The following is a 21851-nucleotide window of genomic DNA, read 5'->3' on the forward strand; positions in this document are numbered from 1 at the left end:
CTGGCCTTGGCGAACCGGTCTCCCTTGGCGATTGCAGCGCAAGCGGCTAGACGGGACCGATGAGCGCCGTCCTTGATCCAACCCCTGCGCCGCCGGCGGAAATTCTGGCTGTGCTGTCGCTGCTCTGCCCGGAAGTCGTGCGCGACATCGAGCAGAAGTGGAATGCCCCGGTTTCCGACTACGCCCGCCATCTGTGGCGGCCGGTAGCAAGGCCCGCATCGAGCCCGGCGATCGCTGCCCGCTCGATCCTGCGCGAAGTCCTGCATCAGCGCCTCGGCGCGATCATGCGGCCTGAGGAGATCGGCAAGGCCCTCGAAGAGTTCGAGCAACGACCGGTGATCCAGTCCGGCCTGCACTGCCTGCTTCTGATGGACCGGATCACCTTCGATGCCCTTCTGTTCGCCTGGCTCGGCGCGGTCGAAAACGGGCTATCGGCCTTCGTCGGCTTCATGGGAACGACGATGACCATGGAGACGATTGGCCGGGAGGGGCCGGGATGGCTCGACGTCGGCGACGACAAGGTCAACCTGTTTGGCATGGGGCGCCACAAACTGTGCCGCAAAAGCGCCTGCGCGGCCGGACCCGTCTCCCTCAACAAGCGCGCGCTCGAAGCGGTGGGCGATGAAACGGACGCCAGCCGCTGGCTGGGCACGCTGCTGGCCAGCCGGGACAAGGTGTTTGGAACCGCCGCGGATGCGCTGACAGCCCTCAACGAGGATCTGATCGCCGATTGGGACCGTTCCGGCATGGCCCTGCCGGTTTTCATCGATGATCGGTTCGCAGCCGCTGTCATGGCGCGGCACCTGGAACGTGACAGCAGTCTTCTTTCCAGGCTGCTCATTCAACCCGCACGACGCCAGCGTCTCGAGCATGCCTTGCAGCAGGCCGCATCGGGCCCATTCGGCAGATTCCTGCCCAACGCCACGGACTATTTCTGGGGTATCCGCGAGCAGCGCGTGCGCAGGCTCGTCCTCGAGAACGGGCAGCTGATCGAGCCCGACAGGCCGCATGGTCTTGCCATCCCGTTCGAGCGGCCGCATCTCAAGCAGGCGCTGCTCGACGGCGTGCTGCTGCCGAACCTGTTCCTGACGTTCCTCGTCCTTGCGTTGTTGCCGCGGGTGCGGGTTGTTGGCGGCCTGAGACAGATTGGCTATGTGGCGCTTTTCCACTCGATCCTGCTGGCTGCGCTGGACGAAGACGCACCGGAAGAGCGCGATCTGGCCGCCGAGCTGCAGGTTCGGGAAAACGCCTGGGGCATGCGGGTCATCGATGAGATGATCTCGGTCCGCGAGCAGCTTGCCGGCCTGCCGGAAGGGGCGCTCTTCCCGGACCTGCTCGGGCAATACCGATCGCGGACATTCGCCGAGACGACCGACGACCTGAAACTGGTTCGCGAAAACGCCCGCTGGCGCAAGATCGGCCGGGCAGAGATCAAGGCGAGCTAAGCCTCACGGCGACTGTCGGTGCCCCCGTCCGATCCCGCCGCTTCATTCGAGCACGGCCTCGACAATGGCGACAAAGTCATCGAGCGAGCGATCGCCACGAATCTCGATGCGTGGAAGATCGATGAGATCGCAATCGAGGTCCGCCGGCCCATGTCTGCCGCCAAAGCCGATCCGATAGCCGCATTCCCTGGCAAGCCGGCCAAGCCGTCGGTCGGTGACAGAGAAAGGTGCCGCGAACGCCGTGGTCGACCGACTGGTCCAGCGTTCGATGAACATACGCGAACGCAGGAGCTCGGCGGCCAGCTCAGAGCTCGACAGGCCGTCGATCGCGCGATGGGTCGCCATATGGCTTCCGAAGAACGCACCTTCGCCGGCGAGGCGTCGCACCGTCCCGGCGTCCATAAGCGGCGTCGGCGGACCGCTGAACGCGTCCCACTGCGCACTTTCACCCACCAGGTCCGTCACCAGGAACACTTCCGCCGTCAGGTCGTTCGCGCGCAACGTCGGCCAGGCGTGATCGGCAAAGTTCTGGAAGCCGTCATCGAAGGTGATGAGCACCGGGCGGCCGGCGAAAGGGTGACGGTTGGCGATGAACCATTCCAGTTGCTCGGACGTGATCGCGTGGAAGCCATTGGCTCGCAGCCACGCCATCTGGCCGGCGAATGCGGCTGGCGTGCACCGATAACGGGCGAGCGCGGCCGGACCGTCATCGGCGACGCTGTGATACATGAGGACAGGGATACTCTGCCTCCGCTCGCTGCGTGCGACGTCTCGGCGCAAGGCCCGTGCCCCGCCCCAGACGATCTTTCGCGCAACCCCGATTTCGATGGGCGCGCGGATTGGCACATGATCAATCACCGGCTCCGTCGCCACGTCGTCCGGCGACAGGCGGCGGAAGCGGTCTATGCGATAGAGCTCGGTCTGGATCGATCGATCGAGGACGACGCCGTCGATCCCTGCCAGCGTCTCCGCGATCGCTTGCGCACCGAATGTGTTCCAGTCGAAGCCCGTCCTTTCAATATTGTCACCGAGCACGAATGCATGCGCGCTGATGAAACTGCCGCCAGGCGCCAACGCCTCGACGACCTTCTTTGCGACGCGCCGCAACTCGGCGAGATCGTCCAGGTAGTAGAGCACTTCCGAACAGACGATCAGATCCATCTCGCCCGGCAGCGTGTCCGCGGCGAAATCCAGCACGCCGAACTCGACATTCGGCTGATCGCTGCATCGCGCGCGCGCCCGCCCGATGGCTATGGCAGAGATGTCGGTCGCGGTCAGATGGCCCACGCGCGGCGCCAGCCGCCGCGTGAAGTGGCCCTCCGCACAGGCCAGCTCAAGCGCCCGCCCGATAGGACCCGCAGGCAGAATTTCGAGCTGCCGCTCATATTTTTCCTGCTCATAGGGCGAACCGTAGTTCCAGGGATCCTCGGTCGCGAAATAGCGATTCCAGAACGACGTGCGATCATTGTCGTGGGCATCCGCGGCCGGTCTACGACGCGGCGCTGCAAGAGGTTTTGCAGGTTCGGCGCTCGACCGAACCAGCCTCCGCGCTTCCGCGGCCAATCGCGCAAGCTTGCCGAAGTGGCTGTCCCGATCAGACCGGCGTCCCGCCATGGACAACGATGCCTCGGCTGCAAGCATGTTCGACGTGTCGGCACCGGCGCCCGGCGCAAGCCGCTCGGGAGGCATGAGATTCGCGATCAATTCGATCCAATGACGCCTTGTCACCGTCCCGAGCGCGGCGAACTGCACGCGAGCCTCGATCCGGCCATCCATCATCAGACAGGCATGGATCTGATCGATCCCTTCCGGAAGTTCGATCGCGGTCGGATTTCTGGCGTCGACGCGAATTCCGAGTGTCCGCGCCAGCCTGCGCGGCGCGGCAAGGTCGTCGCAGTCGAGAAGCATTTGCTCAAGGTGATATTGGGCACGGCGACCGGCCACGGGATCTCCCCAGACCTTGCCGAGTTCGATGATCAGCTCGGCGAGGGAGGCGCCGAACCTGTCCCACCTGGCCGCCAATTGCGCCGGCACCGACAGGCTTCCCACGATCAGGCCGTCGACGACCACCTTGGCGACCTTGCGCGCCCACTTACGCCCCACCGGGAGCGCGCGCAGGGACTGCGGGTTGATCGGGCGCGAGCCGCGGCCGCAATCCGACGCGGCGTTCCACAACGCGAACCACGCGAGCGCCTCGGAAGCGGTACAGCCGTTTGCCTCGATCGCTCCATTGGCGTGAGCCGGTGCCGGGTGTTCGACCCTGGGATCGGGAGAAAAGCCGCGGGTGATCACGATCTCCGCATCTGCCATCATCTGCGTCGAATTGCGGGAGAGCGAGTCGGGGCCGATCCGATGGAAGGCGAGCGGCTCGTCGACCATCACCCAACGTTTGCCCAGACGCGCGAGGCGCTGCCACAGGTCCCAGTCCTCGCAGGTGCGCAGCGACACATCGAAACCGCCCAACTCGACGATCGTCTCCCGGTCGACCAGCAGCGCATGAGTGCGAATGGCGCACCGGCGAGCGAATGTTTCGAAGGGCTGGATCGCGACCTCCGGTGCGATGCTCGACGGGGTGAGGCCGCCATCGGGCATCACGCGGCGAGATCCGCAATAGGCGGCCACTGCCTCGGGAGCGGCTTTCAGCGCGGCCAGCATTTTCGCGAGAAAGCCGGCATCCACCCAATCGTCCGCGTCCAGAAACACGAGCCAGCGGCCCCGCGCTGTCGAAATCCCGCTGTTGCGCGCGCCGGCGGCGCTCTGCGCGCGAGAGCTCAACGTCCGAAATCGGGCATCGCGCTTCGCATAACCGGCGATCATCGCGGGGGTGCGGTCCGTGGAGGCGTCATCGACGATGATCGCCTCCCAATCCACAATTTCCTGATCGAGAAGGCAATCGAGCGCGCGCGCCAGCGTTGCCTCCGCGTTGTGCACGGGAACCACGATTGAAACCAAGGGATTATGCGTCACGCCGTCTCACCCGCGTCTGGTTCGATGGGAGAACAAAACGGATGACGGCATCGGATGGCAGCATCGCTCTGTCAAGATCGGGGCGAATTGGAAACAGGCAAAAAGGACTGGAAGGACGACGGAGCGCAAGCGAAAGCTTCGCAAACGACGGGCGCCTCAGCCGTCCGAATCGGCAGCGTTCTGCCACCGGCCCACAGCGATCGCTCGATGCCCATTTGCGCTGCCGCTTGCTGGTTGACGGCTATCGGTTCATCCTTGTGCATAGCCTGGCCGTGAAATGTGTGGCGAGATCACGCCGTCGCGGCCGCCAGTGAGGTCTTGTTCCATGGACTGCTCGGGCTGTGGTTTCGAGGTTGAGGCCGGTTTCGCCTTCTGTCCGAAGTGTGGCCGGCGCCAGCCGGTGCCATGCGCCAGTTGCGGCTACCTCTGCGCACCTGATTTCGAGTTCTGTCCGAAATGCGGGGCAAGCGTCGGTGCGCCGGCAAAGGCCGTCGAACGGCCTGCTCCGACACCAAGCCGCACCATCGTGCCGCCTTCGCGAACGCCGTCGCTGCTTCCCAACATCGAAAGCGAAGAAGGGCCGCAACCCGCCTCTGACGCCGATCGCCGGACGGTAACGGTGCTGTTCGCCGACCTTTGCGGCTTCACGACACTCAGCGAGCAGCTCGACCCCGAGGTCATGCAAACGCTGCAGAACGCACTGTTCAAGGAATTGACGGCGGCCGTGCGAAGCTTTGGTGGTTTCGTCGACAAATTCATCGGCGATGCGCTACTCGCCTTGTTCGGTGCGCCGGCCGCGCATGAGGATGATCCGGAACGTGCGCTTCGCGCCGCTCTCGACATGCTCGCCCGGACGGCGCGGCTCGGCGAACGCACCCCCGACTCGGGCTCGCCTCTGTTGCTCCACATCGGCATAAATACCGGTCCGGTCGTTACCGGAGGATTGGGCATCGGCACCGCCAAATCCTATTCGGTGACCGGCGACACGGTGAATACAGCGCAACGCCTGCAATCGCTGGCCGCGCCGGGTGAGGTGCTGGTGGGCGAGCTCACTCACAGGCTGACCCGGCATGCCTTCTCCTATGAGTCGCTGGGCGATGTCGCGCTTCGCGGCAAGGCTGGCAGCGTGCTCGTCCATCGACTGGATGCTCCGCTCGCCGCGCCGCGCGCAGCGCGCGGGCTCGAAGCGCTCGGCCTCAATGCGCCGATAATAGGCCGTGGCGCGGAGCTCAACAGAATGCTGGCCAGCCTTGACCAGGCGTGCGGCGGCTCGGCCCAGCTTGTCCGCCTCGTCGGAGAAGCCGGCATCGGGAAATCGCGGCTGGTGAAGGAGTTCGTCGCCCGCGTCGGCGACGAGGATCGCTTTCGCAACGTCGCAGTGCGGCAGGCAACGTGCTCACCGCTGGGCGAACAATCATATGGCGCCTTGGGCGCGGTAGTGCGCAGCGCTGCCGGAATGATGCAAAACGACAGCGGCGACGAAATGCGGGCGAAGCTCGCGGCTTTGCTCACCGATCTCGGCCTGCAGGGCGAGGAGGCGAGGCGGCTGATGCCCTTGCTCTACCATGTGCTTGGCCTTGGCGACCCCGATGCCACCCTGCAGCATGTCGAGCCCGAGCAGTTGCGGCGGCAAATTCTCTACGCGGTCCGCACGATCGTCGAACGGCGGCTTGCGTTGTCGCCGCTGTTGATTGTCGTCGAAGACCTGCATTGGGCCGACGCCGTGTCGCTCGAGGCGCTGCGTTTCGTGATGGACAGGCTGGAACGCACGCGGTTGATGCTGCTGGTCACGCATCGTCCAGCGCCGGACAACGACCAGCTCGACTCAAGTCGGGTCAGTCACACGGCGCTCAGGCTTTTGCCGCTCAACAGCGACGACGGACGCAGCCTGCTTACGGCGCTTTTCGGCGAAAGCTGGGTGAACTCCGCAGGCGGGCTGGTCGACCAGATCCTCGAGCGCGCGGGCGGCAACCCGCTTTTTGTAGAGGAGATCGTTCGCGGCCTTATCGATCGCGGTGTGCTGACGCGCGAGGGCCAGCGGTGGCGGACTGCGGCGGGCGAAATCGCAACCGGCATTCCCGCCACTATCCAGGCAATGTTGCTTGCCCGGGTAGACCGGCTGCCGCAAGAGGTGCGCCGGTTGGCCCAGGAGGCCGCGGTAATCGGCCCGCGCTTCGATGCCACGCTTCTGAAAACCGTGACAGCCGACCCCGCCCGCCTGGAAGCTGGCTGCGAACTGCTTTGCGACGCGGAGATCATCGAGGAGGTTGCCGGATCAGGCTCGGTCTCGTCGCAAAGCTACCGCTTCACGCAAACCTTGCTGCAGGACGTGATCTACCAGAACCTGCTCCTGCAACGCCGGACCGACATCCACGGGCGAGTCGGTGCCGCCTTGGAGCAACTGTACGGCGACAAGCCGGAACGGCTCGAGGATTTGACCGTGCTCGGCCATCATTTCGCGCAGAGCGCCGAGCGGGAAAAGGGCGCGCGTTACCTGCAGGCAGCGGGCGATCGCGCTCGCATGATATACGCCAACGACGACGCCCTTCGTTTTTACGAGCGAGCGCTGACCGCGCTGGGCGCGACCGGGCAATCACCGGTCAAACTGGCAATTGCAGAGCGCATTGCCGATTTGAGCGGCCCGGCAGGCCGCCGCGAGATCGCGCACCGCCACTACGAGACGGTCTTGCAGGCATATCGGGAGTCGGCCGATCGTGTCGCTTCGGCGCGCGTTCTGCGCAAGATCGGCCGGCTGCTCTGGGACGTCGGCAAACGGGACAACGCAGAGTCTCGCTATGCTGAAGCGGCAGCGCTGCTCGACGGAGCGGATGCCCCGGTCGAGCAGGCGCATCTGTGGCAAGAACGTGGCCGGCAGGCGTTCCGTAGCGGAGACCACGCTCTCGCGGCAAAATGGGCAGACGCGGCGCTGGATTGCGTGCGGGCTCTGACAGCGGAGCATGTCTCGGAAGCAGGGCGTGAAGCCACACTTGTGACCGCCGAGGCGCTCAATACCAAGGCTGTTGCGCTGGCTCGCCTTGGGCGAAGCCATGAAGCCGTGCGTCAGATTGAACGTAGCATTGAATTGGCCGAAGCCGCCGGTCTGCCGGGCACGGCCTGTCGCGGCTACACCAATCTCGGCGTGCTCTACACGACCATCGATCCGGCAAAGGCGATGGAGGTCTGCCGGCGCGGTCTTGAAGTGGCGCGCCGTATTGGCGATTTGGGGTTCCAGGCGCGCCTTCTCGCCAACCTGGCGGTCGCCTGTTGTACGTTCACAGATCGCTGTCCGACCGAGGGCGTTCCCGCCGCTGAGAAGGCCATCGAGATCGACCGGGCGCTCGACCAGCGCGAACACCTGGCGGTGCCGTTGATCGTGCTTGGGCAGATCCACCAGTGCAACGGCCGTCCGGAACAGGCGGTTGGTTTGTTCCATGAAGCGCTGGATGTGGCCCGCGAAACGGGCGAACCCCAACTGCTGTTTCCGTGCTATGATGGTCTTGCAACGCTCAATCTCGACCTCGACAATCTGACCGAGGCCGAACGCTACTTTTCCCTGGCGCAGGGAATATGCGCCCAGCACGGGCTCGACCCGGAAGCGCTCGTCGTGCTGCCTTTTCTCGACTAGCCGGGGTGGGAGGTTGGAATGTCCGCGCATAGTGACTTGGTACCGCTTCAACCGGGTGATCGTGCGCCAAACGTGGTACTCGACGCCATCACCCAGGAAGGCAAGATCGCGCTCGACGACTTTCGCGGACAAAAACCGGTGCTGGTCGGCCTGTTTCGAGGTCTGCATTGTGCGTTTTGCCGGCGCCATATCGCCGCCCAGGCGCGGCTTGATCCGGAGTTGCGCGAAAAGGGCGTGGGGAGCCTGACGGTGGTCAACACGCCGATCGAGCGGGCGCGTCTCTATTTCCGCTACCACCCGATGCCGAATCTGCTTGCGGCCTCCGACCCTGAACGCGCTTCACATCGTGCTTTTGGACTGCCCAATCTCGAATTCACCGAAAACGAGACGAACTGGCCGTACAAGGTCGCGATGGCAGCAGCAATGGATATGCGGGTCGACATACCAGGCGAGTTGCCCGGTCCTATGAACCCCATTGCGGCCGCCGAAATCCTCGACAAGAAGGACCATTACGAAGTGACCGAAGCCGACCAGCAGATGATGGCGACGGGACACGGACAACTGATCGGTCAGTTCCTGCTGGACCGGCAGGGTATCGTCCGCTGGAGCTTCACGGAGGTTCCAGAGGGTGGCCGATACATGTTTGCGGCGCCAAGCCCGCAGGAGCTGATGTCAGCGGTCTCCCAAGTCGCCCAATAGACTTGCGAACAAGGTAAGCATGACACCGCCCAGAGAGCGGCAACGCTGTCGCCTGCGAGCGCCGAGATCGCAAGTTTCACAACAAATTCAATAGTTTGCTTAAAATAGGATGGTCCCGTTGGCTGGGATCACTATCGGAACCATGTCATTGTTTCTATTATATTTTTTCTGACTTCAGCAGATTTGTATCACAATATGTGCCACAATACGTAGCACGCATCTGGGGCGACTTCGAGGCTCAGCCAACCAGCGCATTTCCGAGCGCTCAGCCAAAACTGCATCAATTTCCCTCAGCTCTCAGACGACGAAGTCACCACAATTTTGGACGAGGCCGCTCGAACGCAAAGTGCTTGGCGATGTAGCGATCCGAAATTCACCGGCCACACGAACATATAGCGTCGCTCAAAGGCCCTCTAGAGTGGCGGAGCGAGAAGCGCCTGCGGTTTGCTACGTGACGCTAGATTCGATCTTGTGGATCATGTCGATAGGCTGCGGCCCAGCTGGCGAATGGCAACTTCGCGGCGCGAAGTTGTCCGCGGCTATAGCCGACAGCGGATCGTCGGCTTTTGGCAGGGTAGCTGGCAGCTGTTCCAGGGACCAGGGATGAGGCCGCTCATCTTGCCGTATCAACGTTCCTTGACATCGGGTATTTATCCGAAATTATGTAGCAAAGATGGGATCGCAAGCATGACGGGAATCGCGCTTTCGGGCGTATCAAAGCACTTTGGCGCAGTCGAAGTGATCCGCGATGTGAGTCTGCACATTGACCCAGGAGAACTGGTCGTGTTTCTCGGTCCGTCCGGTTCCGGCAAGACGACGCTGCTCCGGATGATCGCCGGCCTCGAAAGCATTGACCAAGGCACGCTGACGATCGACGGGGTGCGCTCGGAGAACCTTGCGCCGGGCAGGCGCAACGTTGCGATGGTCTTCCAGAACTATGCGCTTTACCCACATATGACAGTCGCGGAGAACATGGCCTTTGGGCTAAGGAACATTCGGGTTGCGCCGGATGTCATACGCCAACGCATCGCTGAGGCTGCGCGTATCTTGGAGATCGAAGCGCTGCTCCACCGGCGGCCGTCGCAGCTCTCCGGCGGGCAGCGTCAGCGCGTGGCCATTGGGCGTGCGATCGTCAAGGAGCCCAAGGCATTCCTGTTCGACGAGCCACTCTCCAATCTGGACGCGGCGCTTCGAGCCCGTACACGCGTCGAGCTTGCCGAACTGCATCAACGTTTGAAGTCGACGATGATCTACGTCACCCACGACCAGGTGGAGGCGATGACGCTCGCCGACCGTATTGTGATCCTCAACAATTGCCGGATAGAGCAGATGGGAAAGCCCGTTGAGGTCTATGCACGTCCGGCGTCGCGATTCGTCGCGACCTTCGTCGGGTCTCCGGCGATGAACATTCTGCCTGTTACGGTTTCGGACTCAGGCGATAGGCTCAATGCGCGCTTGACGGATGGATCGCTCGTCGAACTTCCGGGCGCGCCCGTCAACATGGATTGGCGCGAACTAGGAGTGCGGCCGGAATCGCTGACTGTGGTCGCGGAGGGCGGTGACGCATTCGCCACGGCCACGGTTGTCGAGCGCCTTGGCGAGCGAACGCTCATCTATGCGCGGCTCGCGGATGGGACGCAGGTGACGGCACAAGATCGCGGGCTTTCGAGCGCCAGACCGGGCGACGCCGTTCGGCTGAAGTTCGACACCACGGCCCTGCATCTCTTCGCCGCGGACGGATCAACCTGGCACGCGCATGCCGACGGGGCCTGAACCTGCCGAGCCTGAATCCGGTTCTGCGCGACGCGCTTGTCTTATGACTTTGCTTGCCGAATGGGCGAGAAAGAACCGCTGGGAGAGAGTTCGCCCTCTCTCGTCAGCGGCGAGGGACGGATACTTTAGTCTAGCCCTTGATACCCGCCGAGAGCGTTATCGCTTCGGTTACCCGGCGCTGGAAGAAAAGGTAGGCCAGTGCCACCGGAAGGCCGGCCAGTACGGCTGCCGACAGCTGGCGCGCGTAGTAGACACCGAAGGCGTCATTGACCTGCGTAATGCCGACGGTGATCGTCATCATCTCGGTGCGGGTCACGGAGAGGAACGGCCACAAAAACGCATTCCACGTCCAGATGAAGCAGACGATCGACAGCGCCGTCGTTACCCCCCAGTTCATCGGCATATAGATCTTGAAGAGGATCCCGAATTCAGACGCATTGTCCATGACCGCGGCCTCGCGGAAGTCCTTCGGGACCTGATCAAAGAACTGCTTGTACACGATGATAATGACGGGATGGATAAGCTGCGGCAACATGATTCCGGCCCAGCTGTTGAGCAGGCCAAGGTTGGCGACCAGCACGAAATGATTGATGATAAGCGCTGAGGTTGGCACCATGAAGGAGGCGAGGATCAGCCGCCATAGCGCGATCCGCCCCGGAAAGCGCAACTGGGAGATCGCGTAGCCGCACAGCATCGAGATGAAGATGGTGATGACCGTTACGCCGACCGCGACCGCCACCGAATTGACATACCAGGTGCCGATCTGTGTGGTGGTCAGGGCGTTAATGTAGTTCTCAAGCGTCGCCGTCTTGGGCCAGAGTTCGATGTAAGGCCGGATGACCTCGTCGTCCGGTTTGAGCGATGAGATCACCCCCCAATAGAGCGGGAACGCCCATAGGATGGCCCAGACAAGCGTCAGTGCCGTGATTATCCCGCCCCAAAAGTTCCAGCGTTGCACAGCCATGACGTTCACCGGCGCCGCCTTTCGGCGAACCGGAGCAGTTGGAATTGCAGGACCGAGACGACGACCACAAGCGCGAAGAGGGTGACGGCGACAGCTGCCGCCCTGCCTCCCTGGTTCTGCTGGAAGGCCTTCTGGAAGACGTAGTAGACGAGCACCATATTGTCGTTCGGCCGTCCGCCGATTGAGAACAGATAGACCTGATCGAATATCTTGAGCTGCAGGATGAGCTGGATGGTTAATACCAGCGAGGTGATCGGCCATAGCAGTGGCCAGGTGATGCGCCGGAACGTGGTCCATCGCGTCGAGTTGTCGAGCGCCGCGGCTTCGTAGATCTCCGCTGGTATTGACCGCAGTCCGGCGAGAAAGAGGAGGATCGAGAAGCCCGCGGTCCACCAGATCGTCACTCCGGCCACCGCAGGCAAGAACCAGACGCGCGACTTGAAGACCGGTACGCGCGGGATTCCCAGCCAGTCCAGCACATGCATCGCGATCCCGAACTGGAAATTCAGCGTCCAGTCCCAGATCAGATAGACCACGGATACCGGCAGGATGTAGGGCAGGAAGAACAGCGCCAGAACGATCGCCTGGAACCGGCCCTTGAGGCGCGACACGCCAAGCGCGATCAACAGCGCGATGAGCGTTCCGGGGACTACCGTCATCAGCACGAAGTAAGCGGTGTTCCAGACCGCACGCCGGAACATCGGGTCGTTATCGAGCCGCAGGTAGTTGTCGAGACCAACCCACCGACCCGCCCCGATCAGCGGCGCATCGGTGAAGGAGATGCGGAACATCTGGACCGTCGGATAGAGGAATGCCAGCAGGTAGATCGCCAGGAAGGGAGCGACCAGCACCAGCGCGACAAGACGTTCAGTGCGGGAGTTGCGAAGCATGGCTCCTCCTCAAATAAGGCTAGGACCGCCCTGGACAGGGCGGTCCCAGCCTTCGAGCCCTACATGCCGTTCAGCTCTTCCTTGATGGATTTCACCGCCTCGCCCGGGTCCATCTCTCCATTGAGGGTCGGCACGAAATAATTGGACATGATGTCGAAGATTGGCCCGGCGACACCAGCCTTGGGCGACTTTGGATCAAAGATCATGTTGGCCGTCAGCGTCGAGTAGGTCGCGTTGGGTTCCATTGCCTTGTATTCGGCCGTCTCGGTGACCGGCTTGTATGCAGGGATGTGGCCTGCCGTGGCCCAGAACAGCGAGTGCTTATCCATCCATGAGATCACCTCGAGAACGGCGGCACGCTTTTGCGGGCTGATCTCCTTGCCCTTGTTCTTCGGGATCGCGAATGAGTGGCTGTCTGCATAGGTGCATGGCTTGTCGAAGATCACCGGGATCTCGACGGCGCCCCAGTCGAACAGCTTGCCTTGCTTGGCAAGGTCGGTCATCGTGGGAACTTCCCAGACGCCGTTGATCATCATTGCGGCCTTGCCCGAGGTGAATAGGGCGACGGTTGCGGGATAGTCCGTATAGGTCGACTGCAGCCCTGCCTTCGTCCACCCTTGCAGAACCGCCAGCGCCTTCGCCAGCTTTTCGGGATTGTCGCCGGTGAGGAACTCATTGCCCGTCAGAAGCTCGCCGCCCTGCTGACACACCAGCGAATAAATGGTGCGGTACATGAAGTTGCCGTCGGCGGTGACGCTGCCCAACGGGAACTCGACGCCGGCATCCTTCAACTTCTGCAGTGTCGCGGTAAATTCCTCCTTGTTGCCCATGCCCACCGGACGGCCGTCGCCGCCGAGCACGCCTGCCTTCTTCAGGAGGTCGCGATTGTAGTACAGGACGATTGGATGGGTATCGAGCGGCACTGCGTATTGCTTGCCGTCGACCGTCACGGCGCCCATCGTCGTCTGGGCGAAGTCCGAGGCCGAGAGGCCCATCTTGCTCATGTCGTCGGCGGTGATTTCTTCGAGAATGTCCTGGCTCACCGCCAAGGGGATGCGGCTGGCATGATAGGTCATAACGTCTGGCGCCTCACCGACCGCCGCCGAGGTCTGCACCTTGGTGTAGAAGGGCGTGCCCCACTCCAGCGTCGTGGCGTCGATCTTGATCTTGCCGGCGTGGGCGGCGTTGAAGTCGGAGATCATCTGCTTCATGCGCACACCGTCACCGCCGCCGAGGAAATCCCACCATGCGACGGTTTCTTCGGCCTGGGCCGCGACGACCCAGAATCCTCCGGCCGCAACCACCGCCATGGCCATCTTGCGAAAGTTCATCTCAGCTTCCTCCCGAGTGCGGCGGTTAGATCCGCCTTGAACATTTCAATGCTACACCAAACCAAACCGCCTGCAACGGATTTTACGGTATATATCTGATGATCGGATATTAACTCAGAGCGTCACACGCACCATCGAATAAGAGTGCGGCGGCAAGTTCAGCGTCATTCCCTTGCTGCTGAGCGTCGCCCCGTTGCCTTTGACCGGCGATACGTTGTCCGGCGCGTCCTTCGTGTTGCAGGCCTCGAGATCGTCGTGACGGATGATCGTATGCTCGATGGACTTGGCGGCGAACCGCTCGAGGGCGACGTCGGCCTCTATCGTCTCGGACCCATGCCGGTTGATTGCGAAGAAGGTCAGCGTGCCGGCGTTCGAATTGTGCACGCCCGCAATGTCGAGCCACGGCACCCTGTCGGCCGCGGCCGCGTCATAGGTAGGCACCTCGACCACAAGCTGCAGCGCGGTGCCGCGGCCGTGCCTGGAGGCCAGCATAAAAGGCCAGTAGATCGTCTGCCGCCAGGCGGCACCGCCGGGATCGGTCATGATCGGCGCAATAACGTTCACCAACTGCGCAATGCAGGCGATGCGAACAATATCCGACCGACGGATGAAGGTGTTAATGATGCAGCCGACCTGCAGCACGTCCTCGAAATTGTAGACGTCTTCCAGAAGCCTGGGCGCTTCAGGCCAGTCCCAGCCACGCATGCGCTCGGCGTCCCGCTTGCGCTGATGGTACCAGACGTTCCACTCGTCGAAGGAGATCTTCACGTCCCGCTTCGAGCGGGTCTTGGCCTTCACATAGTCGATAATGCCCGCGACCGTGCCAATGTAGCGGTCGAGCTTGGCTGGAAGAGCGAGATATTCGGCCGTATTCTTTTCGTAGTTCTCGAAATACATGTGGAGAGAGATGTAGTCGACCTGCTCGTAGGTCGCTTCCAACACGGTCGCTTCCCACTGCGGATAGGTCGGCATATTGGAATGCGACGAGCCGCAGACGACCAGTTCCACCGCCGGGTCGAGGCCGCGCAGCGCCTTGGCGGTCTCGTTGGCGAGGTGGCCGTATTCGCTCGCCGACTTGTGGCCGACCTGCCAGGGGCCGTCCATTTCATTGCCAAGACACCAGAGGCGGCAGTTCCAGGGTTGCGCGCGTCCGTTCTTGGCCCTGAGGTCGGACCAGTAGCTGCCGCCCGGGTGGTTGACGTATTCAACGAAGGCCCGCGCCTCGTCGAGGCCGCGGGAACCGAGATTGACCGCAAGCATCATCTTGGTGCCGGCTTTTTCGGCCCAGTCGGCGAATTCATGGATGCCAACCAGGTTCGGCTCCGTGGTGCGCCAGGCAAGATCGAGTCGCCGCGGGCGGTTCTCCTTTGGACCTATGCCGTCTTCCCAATTGTAGGCGGATACGAAGTTGCCACCCGGGTAGCGGCAGATCGGAGTGTCGAGCGCACGCACCAGCTCGATCACGTCCTTGCGCATCCCCTCTTCGTCCGCTTGCGGATGTCCGGGCTCGTAGATGCCCGTATAGACCGCCCGGCCAAGATGCTCGAGAAACGAGCCGTAAAGGCGTTTGTCGATATCCGCGACGGCATAGGCCGCGTTCGCCGTGACTCTAGCCTTCATGATCCCTCCCACTGCGGACTATCAATCCGACTTTCCGATTTATATCCGGGTCATGGGTCAGTTAAGGGTGGAGTTCGCCCGCCCGTCAAGGGCCTGGAGCAATTCCAGGAAAGATGTGTGCGGCTTTCCTGGAAAAGCCGTAGCGCTTTTCCTTGGGAATTACGTCCAAACAAAGAGTGGAGCAGTTCGCAGTTCCGTGAGACCGCGCCCTTAGGCCTTCAGCAGGCGCAGAACGATGTCGTTGCTGTAGTTGCCGAAGCCGCTGCCGAAGATGTTTATGCCGCCGGGGTGACGCGCACCTTCCTTCACGCCGATTCGTATCCGGATCGAGCGGTGCCGCTCGAGCTCCAGATCCGCCAGCGAGCATTTGGACACCTTGTCGTTGTTGCGATAGGTGCCGTCGTCCGTGACGCGCCAGTGTGCGAGGTCGCCATACTGCGATCCGGCCAGCTTCCACCAGCCAGGCGTATGCTTGCCGCGCTTGTCGCCATAGTCGGCCGGCGCCGTCCAGGTATCTATCTCGTGTCCGTTGATCGCGACCGTGATGTCCGATGGCCAATCCTTCGATGTGCCCGGCACCTCGGACGAAAGCTCCATCGCCAGTTCCAACCCGCCGACTTTGGCATGAGCAAGCGTCGCATTGTTGGGAAACTGGTATTCGACGAAGCCGCGCGTGAACCACAGCAGCCCGGCCCGCATACGGTCGGGATCGAGGAAGGTGTCTGGCACATCGAGAAGTCCGATGACGCCGTCCTTTGAACACAGGCCGCAGGGAGCGGAAACTTCGCATCTTGTATAGAGCCCAAGCGGCATCGCCACTTCTATGACGCCTAGATCCTGCGCCGGGGTGCGGTCTTTAAAGACGACAACCAACTCGGAGAAGGTCGAATAGCAGACCTTCTGGCTTCCCTTGCGCGCCTTCTGTGATTTCGTCTCGATCAAACCGACATCGACAAGAACCTGAATGTTTGCGGAAATCGTCGATTGCGGAAGACCCAGTTCTTCGGCCACTTGATTGACGTTTTTCGGCCCCTTGCGGTGCAGCAGATCGAGAATCCGGACCCGGACCTCGCTCGCGAGGCTCTTCAACAAGTCGAGCCGCTCAAGCGGATCGACAACCATGATTTCATTCGACATATGGCCCCGCACTCGTCACACGGGGTTATGTATCAGCAGATCAGATACAAATAAAGACGCGTTATGAATTGAACCGCCTAGCTGACATATGCTTCGCAGCGACTTCGTCATCAAGCAGTTGATCAGCACGGCCACCATGGCGGCGCAGTCGCCTGCCTTGACCAGAAAAACGCAAACAGCCGCAACTTCTGCAGCCTGAAGTCAGAAATTATATTATAAATTCATGGCTTTATCGGAAAGCCAGATGGTACCGTTGGCTGGGATCGGGTAGTTGCCTATACCATTGTTTTTGCTTCAGTTTTTCCTTTTCGGCGTCCTATTTGTATCACAATAGGCGTCACAGATTGTAGCACCCTCGCAGTTGGCGATTGCCGCTGCTTAGGCCTAAGGCATCGACAATCCACCGCGCAACGTCGAGGCGGCTCCGTGCTTCTTGGTTGATTCAGGCTTTCCCACCCTGCGTATGGCTATTTTGCAACGTCCCGACGATCGATAGGCCGGGTCGTTGCGATGGATTTGGTGGGCCCGGAGGATGTACTCAAGCCGCTGATTTTATTGTCTTTTTCGCGGGCATAAATCGAGAGCTTCCCGTATCGTTCCAAATGGTTCCGCGGCTCATTCAGCCTGAAGCCCCCGACGTGCCAGGGATTTCCACAACGTCTGTCCCAATGTTGGCTGCGCCAACTACCCTGGCTCTCGCTTGTGCCAACGGCAATGTTGGGCCGGTAGCGGATAGCCCGCTGTTGGAGTGTTCAACGAGAAGCGGACACACCGCCGGTGGAAGCCTAGGGTGGAAGTGGCCTTAGCGCCCGTATGGAACGTCCGATGTTGGGATATCCGGTTCGACAACTGGCTGCGAGTTCGGAGTTTGGTCGACTGCTGAGGCTTGCTCTCTTCTAAGGAAGTGGTTTTCTATGTTTGTAAAAGGTCGGTCTGATCGGTTGGTGGTCCAACATCGCGAGGATCTCGGCGCTACCCCCAAACTGCTGGTGAACGCCATCTGCCATCCCAAGTAGTGTCTCCCGTCGTTTCTTTGAGGCTATGTCAAGCCCGAGATCAGAACTCTGTTCCAGGCCCGGCTTGTCATCCATCCTCAGATGGCGGCCACCGAGCCGGTGCCGAGCCATGACATCGACGAGTTGCTGCTGGGACGAAAAAATCATCGAGATCAATCGCTGGTTCTTCATCCATGAACTCGCGCCGAAATTGCCTCCAAGCGAAGTTGGCAAAGAGAACCCGGTCGTGATGGTGCCGATGCTTAACACCCGAATGTCGTCGATTTCTATCCCAAGGAAATGAGTGGCTTCATGGATCGCACAAAGGTCCGGTGTATTCGCCACTACGCCGCCGTCGACGAAGTAACTCGCACCGATTTTGGCCATCGGAAAGAAGGTCGGCGCCGCCGAGGTCGCCATGGCCACGTCGATCGCCTTGACCTTGTAGTCGTTGATAAAGTTGGGGTGGTGCGCGGTTTTGAATAACTGCACACTGCCTTTTGTCATGTTGACCGTGGGGACCAGAAGACGCGTCTTGGCGTCGCCTATCAATGTGTCCGCACCTACTACGGCCTCGATAGCCTTACGAAGTTCGGTCCCATCGTACCTGGGCTTTACGATCCCCCGAAGGAACCGCCAGGAGTTCCTGATTGGTTCCGAGTTGGTTCGCCTCTAGTGAAAATGTCCTCGCCTTTTTCCTCGAAGACGTCCCGAATTTCCTTAGCCGGTTTTCCGAGCGCCAAGCCGATTGCGATAATGCCACCGATGGACGTTCCAGCGATCAAGTCGAAGCACTCGCCAATTGGCCTCCCGGCTTGCTCCTCGAGCTTGGAGAAAATGTGCGTCGAGAACAGCCCGCGATAGCCTCCGCCGCTCAGGGCAAGAATCTGAAATGGCATCTCTTTCCCTGCACTCGGCTTCTCGTTTATCCGTGGAGAAGAAGCCTATGTTCGTAATATGTTCTTCATAGATGCCGCGGATCCGAGTAAGATTAACCAACGATTCGGGTTCCTTCGCAATCGATCCATCAGACGATCGCCGACAGTGGGGTTCACCTTTGGCAAATGTATCGAAACTGCTCCATACGACCACCGACCCGGAGACATTTCTGGAGAACCTGACGCTCGACACGTCGGACGTCGAGAAGCTTCGAGAGGCGCGTCTTTATGTCCGGGCTTTTCTCAAGGAATGGTTCGCCGCGCGGAGTCGGCAGGGGCTGGGCTTCGTGATCGAACCCAGATTCTTCACTCAAGGGAGCGTATCCTACAAAACCATCAATTATCCGATCTATGTGCCCAAGCAGCAGATGGACATGGACGATGGGTGCTATCTGCCACTTAACTTCGTGCGCGGTGCTCAGCCGAGCGACGCGGCAACCCTCTTCTTCGCATTCATCGATGAAGCGCTGCGCCATCTAGCGAAGGAAAAGGGCTGGCGATTCGTCGAGAAACCGACGTGTTGCCGGCTCGTCATCGCAGATGACGCTCACGTGGACATTCCCCTATACGCCATTCCCGACCGAGAATTTCAAACGCTGGAAAAGGCGGCGCATGCCAGCGCTGACATGGTCACTAAGCGGATGGCGGCCGGGGACACGGCACTGAAGTGGGAGGACCTTCCGGCCGACAGTGTCCTATTGGCTCACCGCGAGAAGGATTGGATTGCATCCGATCCGAGGAAAATTAGGAAGTGGTTCGTCGACGCCGTCGAGGTACACGGCGAAATCCTACGGCGAGTGTGCCGCTACCTCAAGGGCTGGCGGGATTATAATCATCCGACCCTTGATGGCGTGTCGTCTATCATTCTCATGGCCTGTGCTTTCGAGGTATTTGAGGAGATGGGGCGTCGCGATATGCCCACGCGGGAGGATTTGGCGTTGCTCACGGTCGTCGAGCGGCTGCCAAAGCTGCTCGAAGGACCGGTGCTCAACCCTGCCGATCGTAGCGAGAAGCTAGATGCGAAGCTTGACAGCGAGCAGCGCGAAGTCGCCATCGCAGAAGCCCGGCGCCTGCACGCTAACGTCCGGGAAGCGGTTCATCACTCGGCGAACTGCCAGGAGGCTGTCGCCGCCATGCAGGAGGCATTCGGTGACCGGATTCCTAACCGCCCCGACCTCGTGAACATCGCTGAAGCGGCTCGCGCTGAGGTGCGTTCCCACGCGCCGAAGATCGTGGCTGCTCCGACTGTGGGCCGTTCCACTAGTGGCTGATGAAAGGGATATTAGGCGCCGCATTCATGACGCCTTTTCCCAGCGGGAGTTCAAGCGTGATTGGGGCAGCGGTACCTACGTAGGATTGCTCGATCCGACCGACCTCAAGATATCGGCCACAGTCGAGGTAACGGACCTCAACTTCGTGCGTGCACCGACGATCCGGCTCGCAGATCAAGCAGACATCAAGCGGACGATACCTCACCTGCTGAGCAGCGATTTGTCGCTTTGCTATTTCGAACAGGGTGCCGTCATTCTCGACCGTTACAATCCAACTGGCACCGTGCTGCAGTGCCTGGAGCAGGCCGACAAAGTACTCCGCGACGGTATGCGGGGTCGCCTTGACGCCGATTTCGCCGATGAGTTTCAGGTCTACTGGGGACTGGTTCCGGTGATGATTGACCTGCCCGTGGGCTTCACTGGGGACGCCAAAATCAACGTCAGCGAGCCGGACGGGAGGGGCGAGGCCCAGATCGTCCTGACGCGCGGAGCCAGTTGGCTGACAAAGGCGCCGGATCCTGGCAAGGGCAGGTATAAGCCGAGCGAGGGTTTGCCATGCCGGGTCGTGAGAACGAAAAAGCGCCTCACCATCAATCCGGACGGTCATTGGCCGCCTGACACTCTCGCGGACTTAAACGTCTGGCTCAGATGGGTCGACCCGGGTCTAGTGGGCGCTATCGAGATAGCGCTCCGACAGTCCCACGGCAGCGTTCAATATCTCGCCATCGCCGCTGCGAACGGTGTGTTCATTGCCCGGATCGAATTGCCAAAGGGCTTCCGAACGCCTGAGTTTTTGAAAACCCGGCGAGCGGCGCTCCCTTATCTCTTGGAGCGCTTCGCAAGCAAGATCGGGGTGGACAGGACGAGTGGCTACCGGGCTGACCCGCAATACGTATTCGGACGCAACATGAGCAGGATCAAGAATCTCAGTGGCAAACGTATCCTACTGATCGGTTGCGGAACCATCGGCGGATTTCTGGCGCATCAGCTTGCTCAGGCGGGCGCTGGGGCGCAAGGCGGAAAGCTCACGCTCGTCGATCGTGATACCTTGAAAACGGAAAATCTGGGGCGGCACCTGCTTGGAGCGCCCTATCTTGGGAAAAACAAAGCGGAAGGCTGCGCCGCTTTCCTCTATGATCAACTGCCTATGTTGTCGGTCAGCGCAGCCGCCGGCGACGTGTTTGACAGGGACTTGGCATTCAACCGCTTCGACCTGCTCGTCGATGCAACTGGAGAGGAGGCCTTGTCGATCGCTATAAACGACAAAATCGTTCGCTCGCGGCCGCATGCACCTGCGGCCTTGTTCGTTTGGCTTATCGGCAATGGAGCCGCCGCGCAGTGCCTACTCGTCTGTGGCCCGGACGGTGCCTGCTTCAAATGCCTGAAGCCGGCACTGAATGGCGAACCTCGATTCCGCACGCTTAAGAAGGGCGTGGAGACCGAGGTCGAACGCAACCTGGCGTGCGGCGATGCTCGATATGTACCCTTTCCCGTGTCGCGGTCGGTCGCAGCAGCTTCGCTGGCTTGCGAGGCCGCAATTGATTGGGTGAATGGTGTGAGGGAGCCAACCTTCCGATCGGCGACGCTGGATCGACATAAGGCATTCATGGTGAAAGACGCTCTCCCCGCTAAGGCTGCGAATTGTCCAGCTTGCGGCCAGGAGGCCTGACTTGATCCTGAGCTTCGCGCGCGACACCTTGGTCGTAGTTGAAAATCATGTCATCGACGCGGTATCCGCACATGCGCAGACAGGGAGGGACGCAGCTGAGGCCGGCGGCATCCTTATCGGAAGCTATCGCGGCCGCCATATTGATATTTGCGAATGTACCGTGCCAATGCCCGCAGACCGACGCCTGCGCTACATGTTCGACCGATTGGATACAGGCCATGACCGGGCCGCCAAGGAGGCGTGGCGGAAGAGCCAGCGCACGGAAACCTACGTCGGGGAATGGCATACCCATCCAGAGGACTATCCGTCCCCATCAGGACTCGACCTCAGAACCTGGAGCAATGTGATGCGGCACCACCGAGAAGGTCCCGTCTTGTTCCTGATTGTAGGCAGACGGGGATATTGGGCCGGTCTAGGTTGCCGCGGCACAGTTCTGCCCACCCAATATGCCGATGCGGAAAAGGCTGAAATTCACATCGCCTGTCAAACGCCATCCGGAACTGCCCCCTTTGTGTCATGAAGAACTG

15 protein-coding genes are annotated in these 21851 nt (G+C 61.1%); 7 read left to right on the plus strand and 8 right to left on the minus strand.

The features are described from left to right. Nucleotides 1–59: 59 nt before the first annotated feature. On the plus strand, nucleotides 60–1445 hold the full coding sequence (locus EJ067_RS09825; protein WP_126085756.1) for a hypothetical protein: 1386 nt from the start codon (nucleotides 60–62) through the stop codon (nucleotides 1443–1445). Nucleotides 1446–1487: 42 nt separating this feature from the next. Here EJ067_RS09825 and EJ067_RS09830 read toward each other — a convergent pair whose 3' ends face one another. After that, nucleotides 1488–4412, minus strand: coding sequence for a trifunctional glycosyltransferase/class I SAM-dependent methyltransferase/polysaccharide deacetylase (locus EJ067_RS09830; protein WP_126085757.1), 2925 nt, complete (start codon nucleotides 4410–4412; stop codon nucleotides 1488–1490). A gap of 325 nt (nucleotides 4413–4737) precedes the next feature. On the opposite strand from EJ067_RS09830, the gene EJ067_RS09835 reads away from it, so the two are divergent. The 3 genes from EJ067_RS09835 (at nucleotide 4738) to ugpC (ending at nucleotide 10509) form a co-directional block, all read left to right on the plus strand. Beyond that, a complete protein-coding gene (locus tag EJ067_RS09835; RefSeq protein ID WP_126085758.1) occupies nucleotides 4738–8037 on the plus strand; it encodes an adenylate/guanylate cyclase domain-containing protein in 3300 nt (1099 codons plus the stop codon). 18 nt (nucleotides 8038–8055) lie between these two features. Beyond that, nucleotides 8056–8736 (plus strand): redoxin domain-containing protein, encoded by a 681-nt coding sequence (locus EJ067_RS09840; RefSeq protein ID WP_126085759.1) that lies wholly within the window; start codon nucleotides 8056–8058, stop codon nucleotides 8734–8736. A gap of 687 nt (nucleotides 8737–9423) precedes the next feature. After that, nucleotides 9424–10509 (plus strand): sn-glycerol-3-phosphate ABC transporter ATP-binding protein UgpC, encoded by a 1086-nt coding sequence (ugpC, locus tag EJ067_RS09845; protein ID WP_126085760.1) that lies wholly within the window; start codon nucleotides 9424–9426, stop codon nucleotides 10507–10509. Nucleotides 10510–10639: 130 nt separating this feature from the next. Here the strand turns inward: ugpC and EJ067_RS09850 are convergent, their stop codons facing one another. From EJ067_RS09850 to EJ067_RS09880, 7 genes are all read right to left on the minus strand, one after another. Then, entirely contained in the window at nucleotides 10640–11473 is an 834-nt protein-coding gene (locus EJ067_RS09850; protein ID WP_126085761.1) for a carbohydrate ABC transporter permease, read from the minus strand. Between the two features lie 5 nt (nucleotides 11474–11478). Further along, nucleotides 11479–12363, minus strand: a complete 885-nt coding sequence (locus EJ067_RS09855; RefSeq protein ID WP_126085762.1) for a sugar ABC transporter permease — start codon at nucleotides 12361–12363, stop codon at nucleotides 11479–11481. Between the two features lie 59 nt (nucleotides 12364–12422). Continuing rightward, complete coding sequence (locus tag EJ067_RS09860) at nucleotides 12423–13694, minus strand: extracellular solute-binding protein (protein ID WP_126085763.1); 1272 nt, start codon at nucleotides 13692–13694, stop codon at nucleotides 12423–12425. A gap of 114 nt (nucleotides 13695–13808) precedes the next feature. Beyond that, nucleotides 13809–15314: an alpha-N-arabinofuranosidase gene (locus tag EJ067_RS09865; RefSeq protein ID WP_126085764.1), complete on the minus strand. Its 1506-nt coding sequence runs from the start codon at nucleotides 15312–15314 to the stop codon at nucleotides 13809–13811. A gap of 210 nt (nucleotides 15315–15524) precedes the next feature. Next, entirely contained in the window at nucleotides 15525–16451 is a 927-nt protein-coding gene (locus EJ067_RS09870; protein ID WP_126085765.1) for a transcriptional regulator, read from the minus strand. A gap of 896 nt (nucleotides 16452–17347) precedes the next feature. Further along, nucleotides 17348–18097: a CBASS cGAMP-activated phospholipase gene (locus tag EJ067_RS09875; RefSeq protein WP_348639284.1), complete on the minus strand. Its 750-nt coding sequence runs from the start codon at nucleotides 18095–18097 to the stop codon at nucleotides 17348–17350. Next, the gene (locus EJ067_RS09880; RefSeq protein ID WP_126078901.1) at nucleotides 18061–18345 is read right to left on the minus strand and encodes a patatin-like phospholipase family protein; all 285 of its coding nucleotides are present in this window, start codon (nucleotides 18343–18345) and stop codon (nucleotides 18061–18063) included. Before EJ067_RS09880 ends, EJ067_RS09875 begins: the two co-directional genes overlap by 37 nt. Before the next feature lie 158 nt (nucleotides 18346–18503). On the opposite strand from EJ067_RS09880, the gene EJ067_RS09885 reads away from it, so the two are divergent. From EJ067_RS09885 to EJ067_RS09895, 3 genes are read left to right on the plus strand one after another with little or no spacing between them, the layout of a single operon-like run. Continuing rightward, nucleotides 18504–19655 (plus strand): cyclic GMP-AMP synthase DncV-like nucleotidyltransferase, encoded by a 1152-nt coding sequence (locus EJ067_RS09885; RefSeq protein WP_126078902.1) that lies wholly within the window; start codon nucleotides 18504–18506, stop codon nucleotides 19653–19655. After that, nucleotides 19648–21324 carry a ThiF family adenylyltransferase gene (locus EJ067_RS09890; RefSeq protein WP_126078903.1) on the plus strand — a complete coding sequence of 559 codons (1677 nt, stop codon included), beginning with the start codon at nucleotides 19648–19650 and terminating at the stop codon, nucleotides 21322–21324. Before EJ067_RS09885 ends, EJ067_RS09890 begins: the two co-directional genes overlap by 8 nt. Nucleotide 21325: 1 nt before the next feature. Beyond that, nucleotides 21326–21844, plus strand: a complete 519-nt coding sequence (locus tag EJ067_RS09895; protein ID WP_189343224.1) for a Mov34/MPN/PAD-1 family protein — start codon at nucleotides 21326–21328, stop codon at nucleotides 21842–21844. Nucleotides 21845–21851 lie beyond the last annotated feature (7 nt).

The sequence above is a fragment of the Mesorhizobium sp. M1D.F.Ca.ET.043.01.1.1 genome (assembly GCF_003952385.1).
In the GTDB taxonomy this organism is placed as follows: domain Bacteria; phylum Pseudomonadota; class Alphaproteobacteria; order Rhizobiales; family Rhizobiaceae; genus Mesorhizobium.

Excerpts from the sequence above, each read along its gene's own strand:
- EJ067_RS09855 (WP_126085762.1), bottom strand. The coding sequence starts at position 12,363 with ATGCTTCGCAACTCCCGCACTGAACGTCTTGTCGCGCTGGTGCTGGTC.
- EJ067_RS09870 (WP_126085765.1), bottom strand. The coding sequence starts at position 16,451 with ATGTCGAATGAAATCATGGTTGTCGATCCGCTTGAGCGGCTCGACTTG.
- EJ067_RS09860 (WP_126085763.1), bottom strand. The coding sequence starts at position 13,694 with ATGAACTTTCGCAAGATGGCCATGGCGGTGGTTGCGGCCGGAGGATTC.
- EJ067_RS09880 (WP_126078901.1), bottom strand. The coding sequence starts at position 18,345 with ATGCCATTTCAGATTCTTGCCCTGAGCGGCGGAGGCTATCGCGGGCTG.
- EJ067_RS09835 (WP_126085758.1), top strand. The coding sequence starts at position 4,738 with ATGGACTGCTCGGGCTGTGGTTTCGAGGTTGAGGCCGGTTTCGCCTTC.
- ugpC (WP_126085760.1), top strand. The coding sequence starts at position 9,424 with ATGACGGGAATCGCGCTTTCGGGCGTATCAAAGCACTTTGGCGCAGTC.
- EJ067_RS09840 (WP_126085759.1), top strand. The coding sequence starts at position 8,056 with ATGTCCGCGCATAGTGACTTGGTACCGCTTCAACCGGGTGATCGTGCG.
- EJ067_RS09825 (WP_126085756.1), top strand. The coding sequence starts at position 60 with ATGAGCGCCGTCCTTGATCCAACCCCTGCGCCGCCGGCGGAAATTCTG.
- EJ067_RS09865 (WP_126085764.1), bottom strand. The coding sequence starts at position 15,314 with ATGAAGGCTAGAGTCACGGCGAACGCGGCCTATGCCGTCGCGGATATC.
- EJ067_RS09850 (WP_126085761.1), bottom strand. The coding sequence starts at position 11,473 with ATGGCTGTGCAACGCTGGAACTTTTGGGGCGGGATAATCACGGCACTG.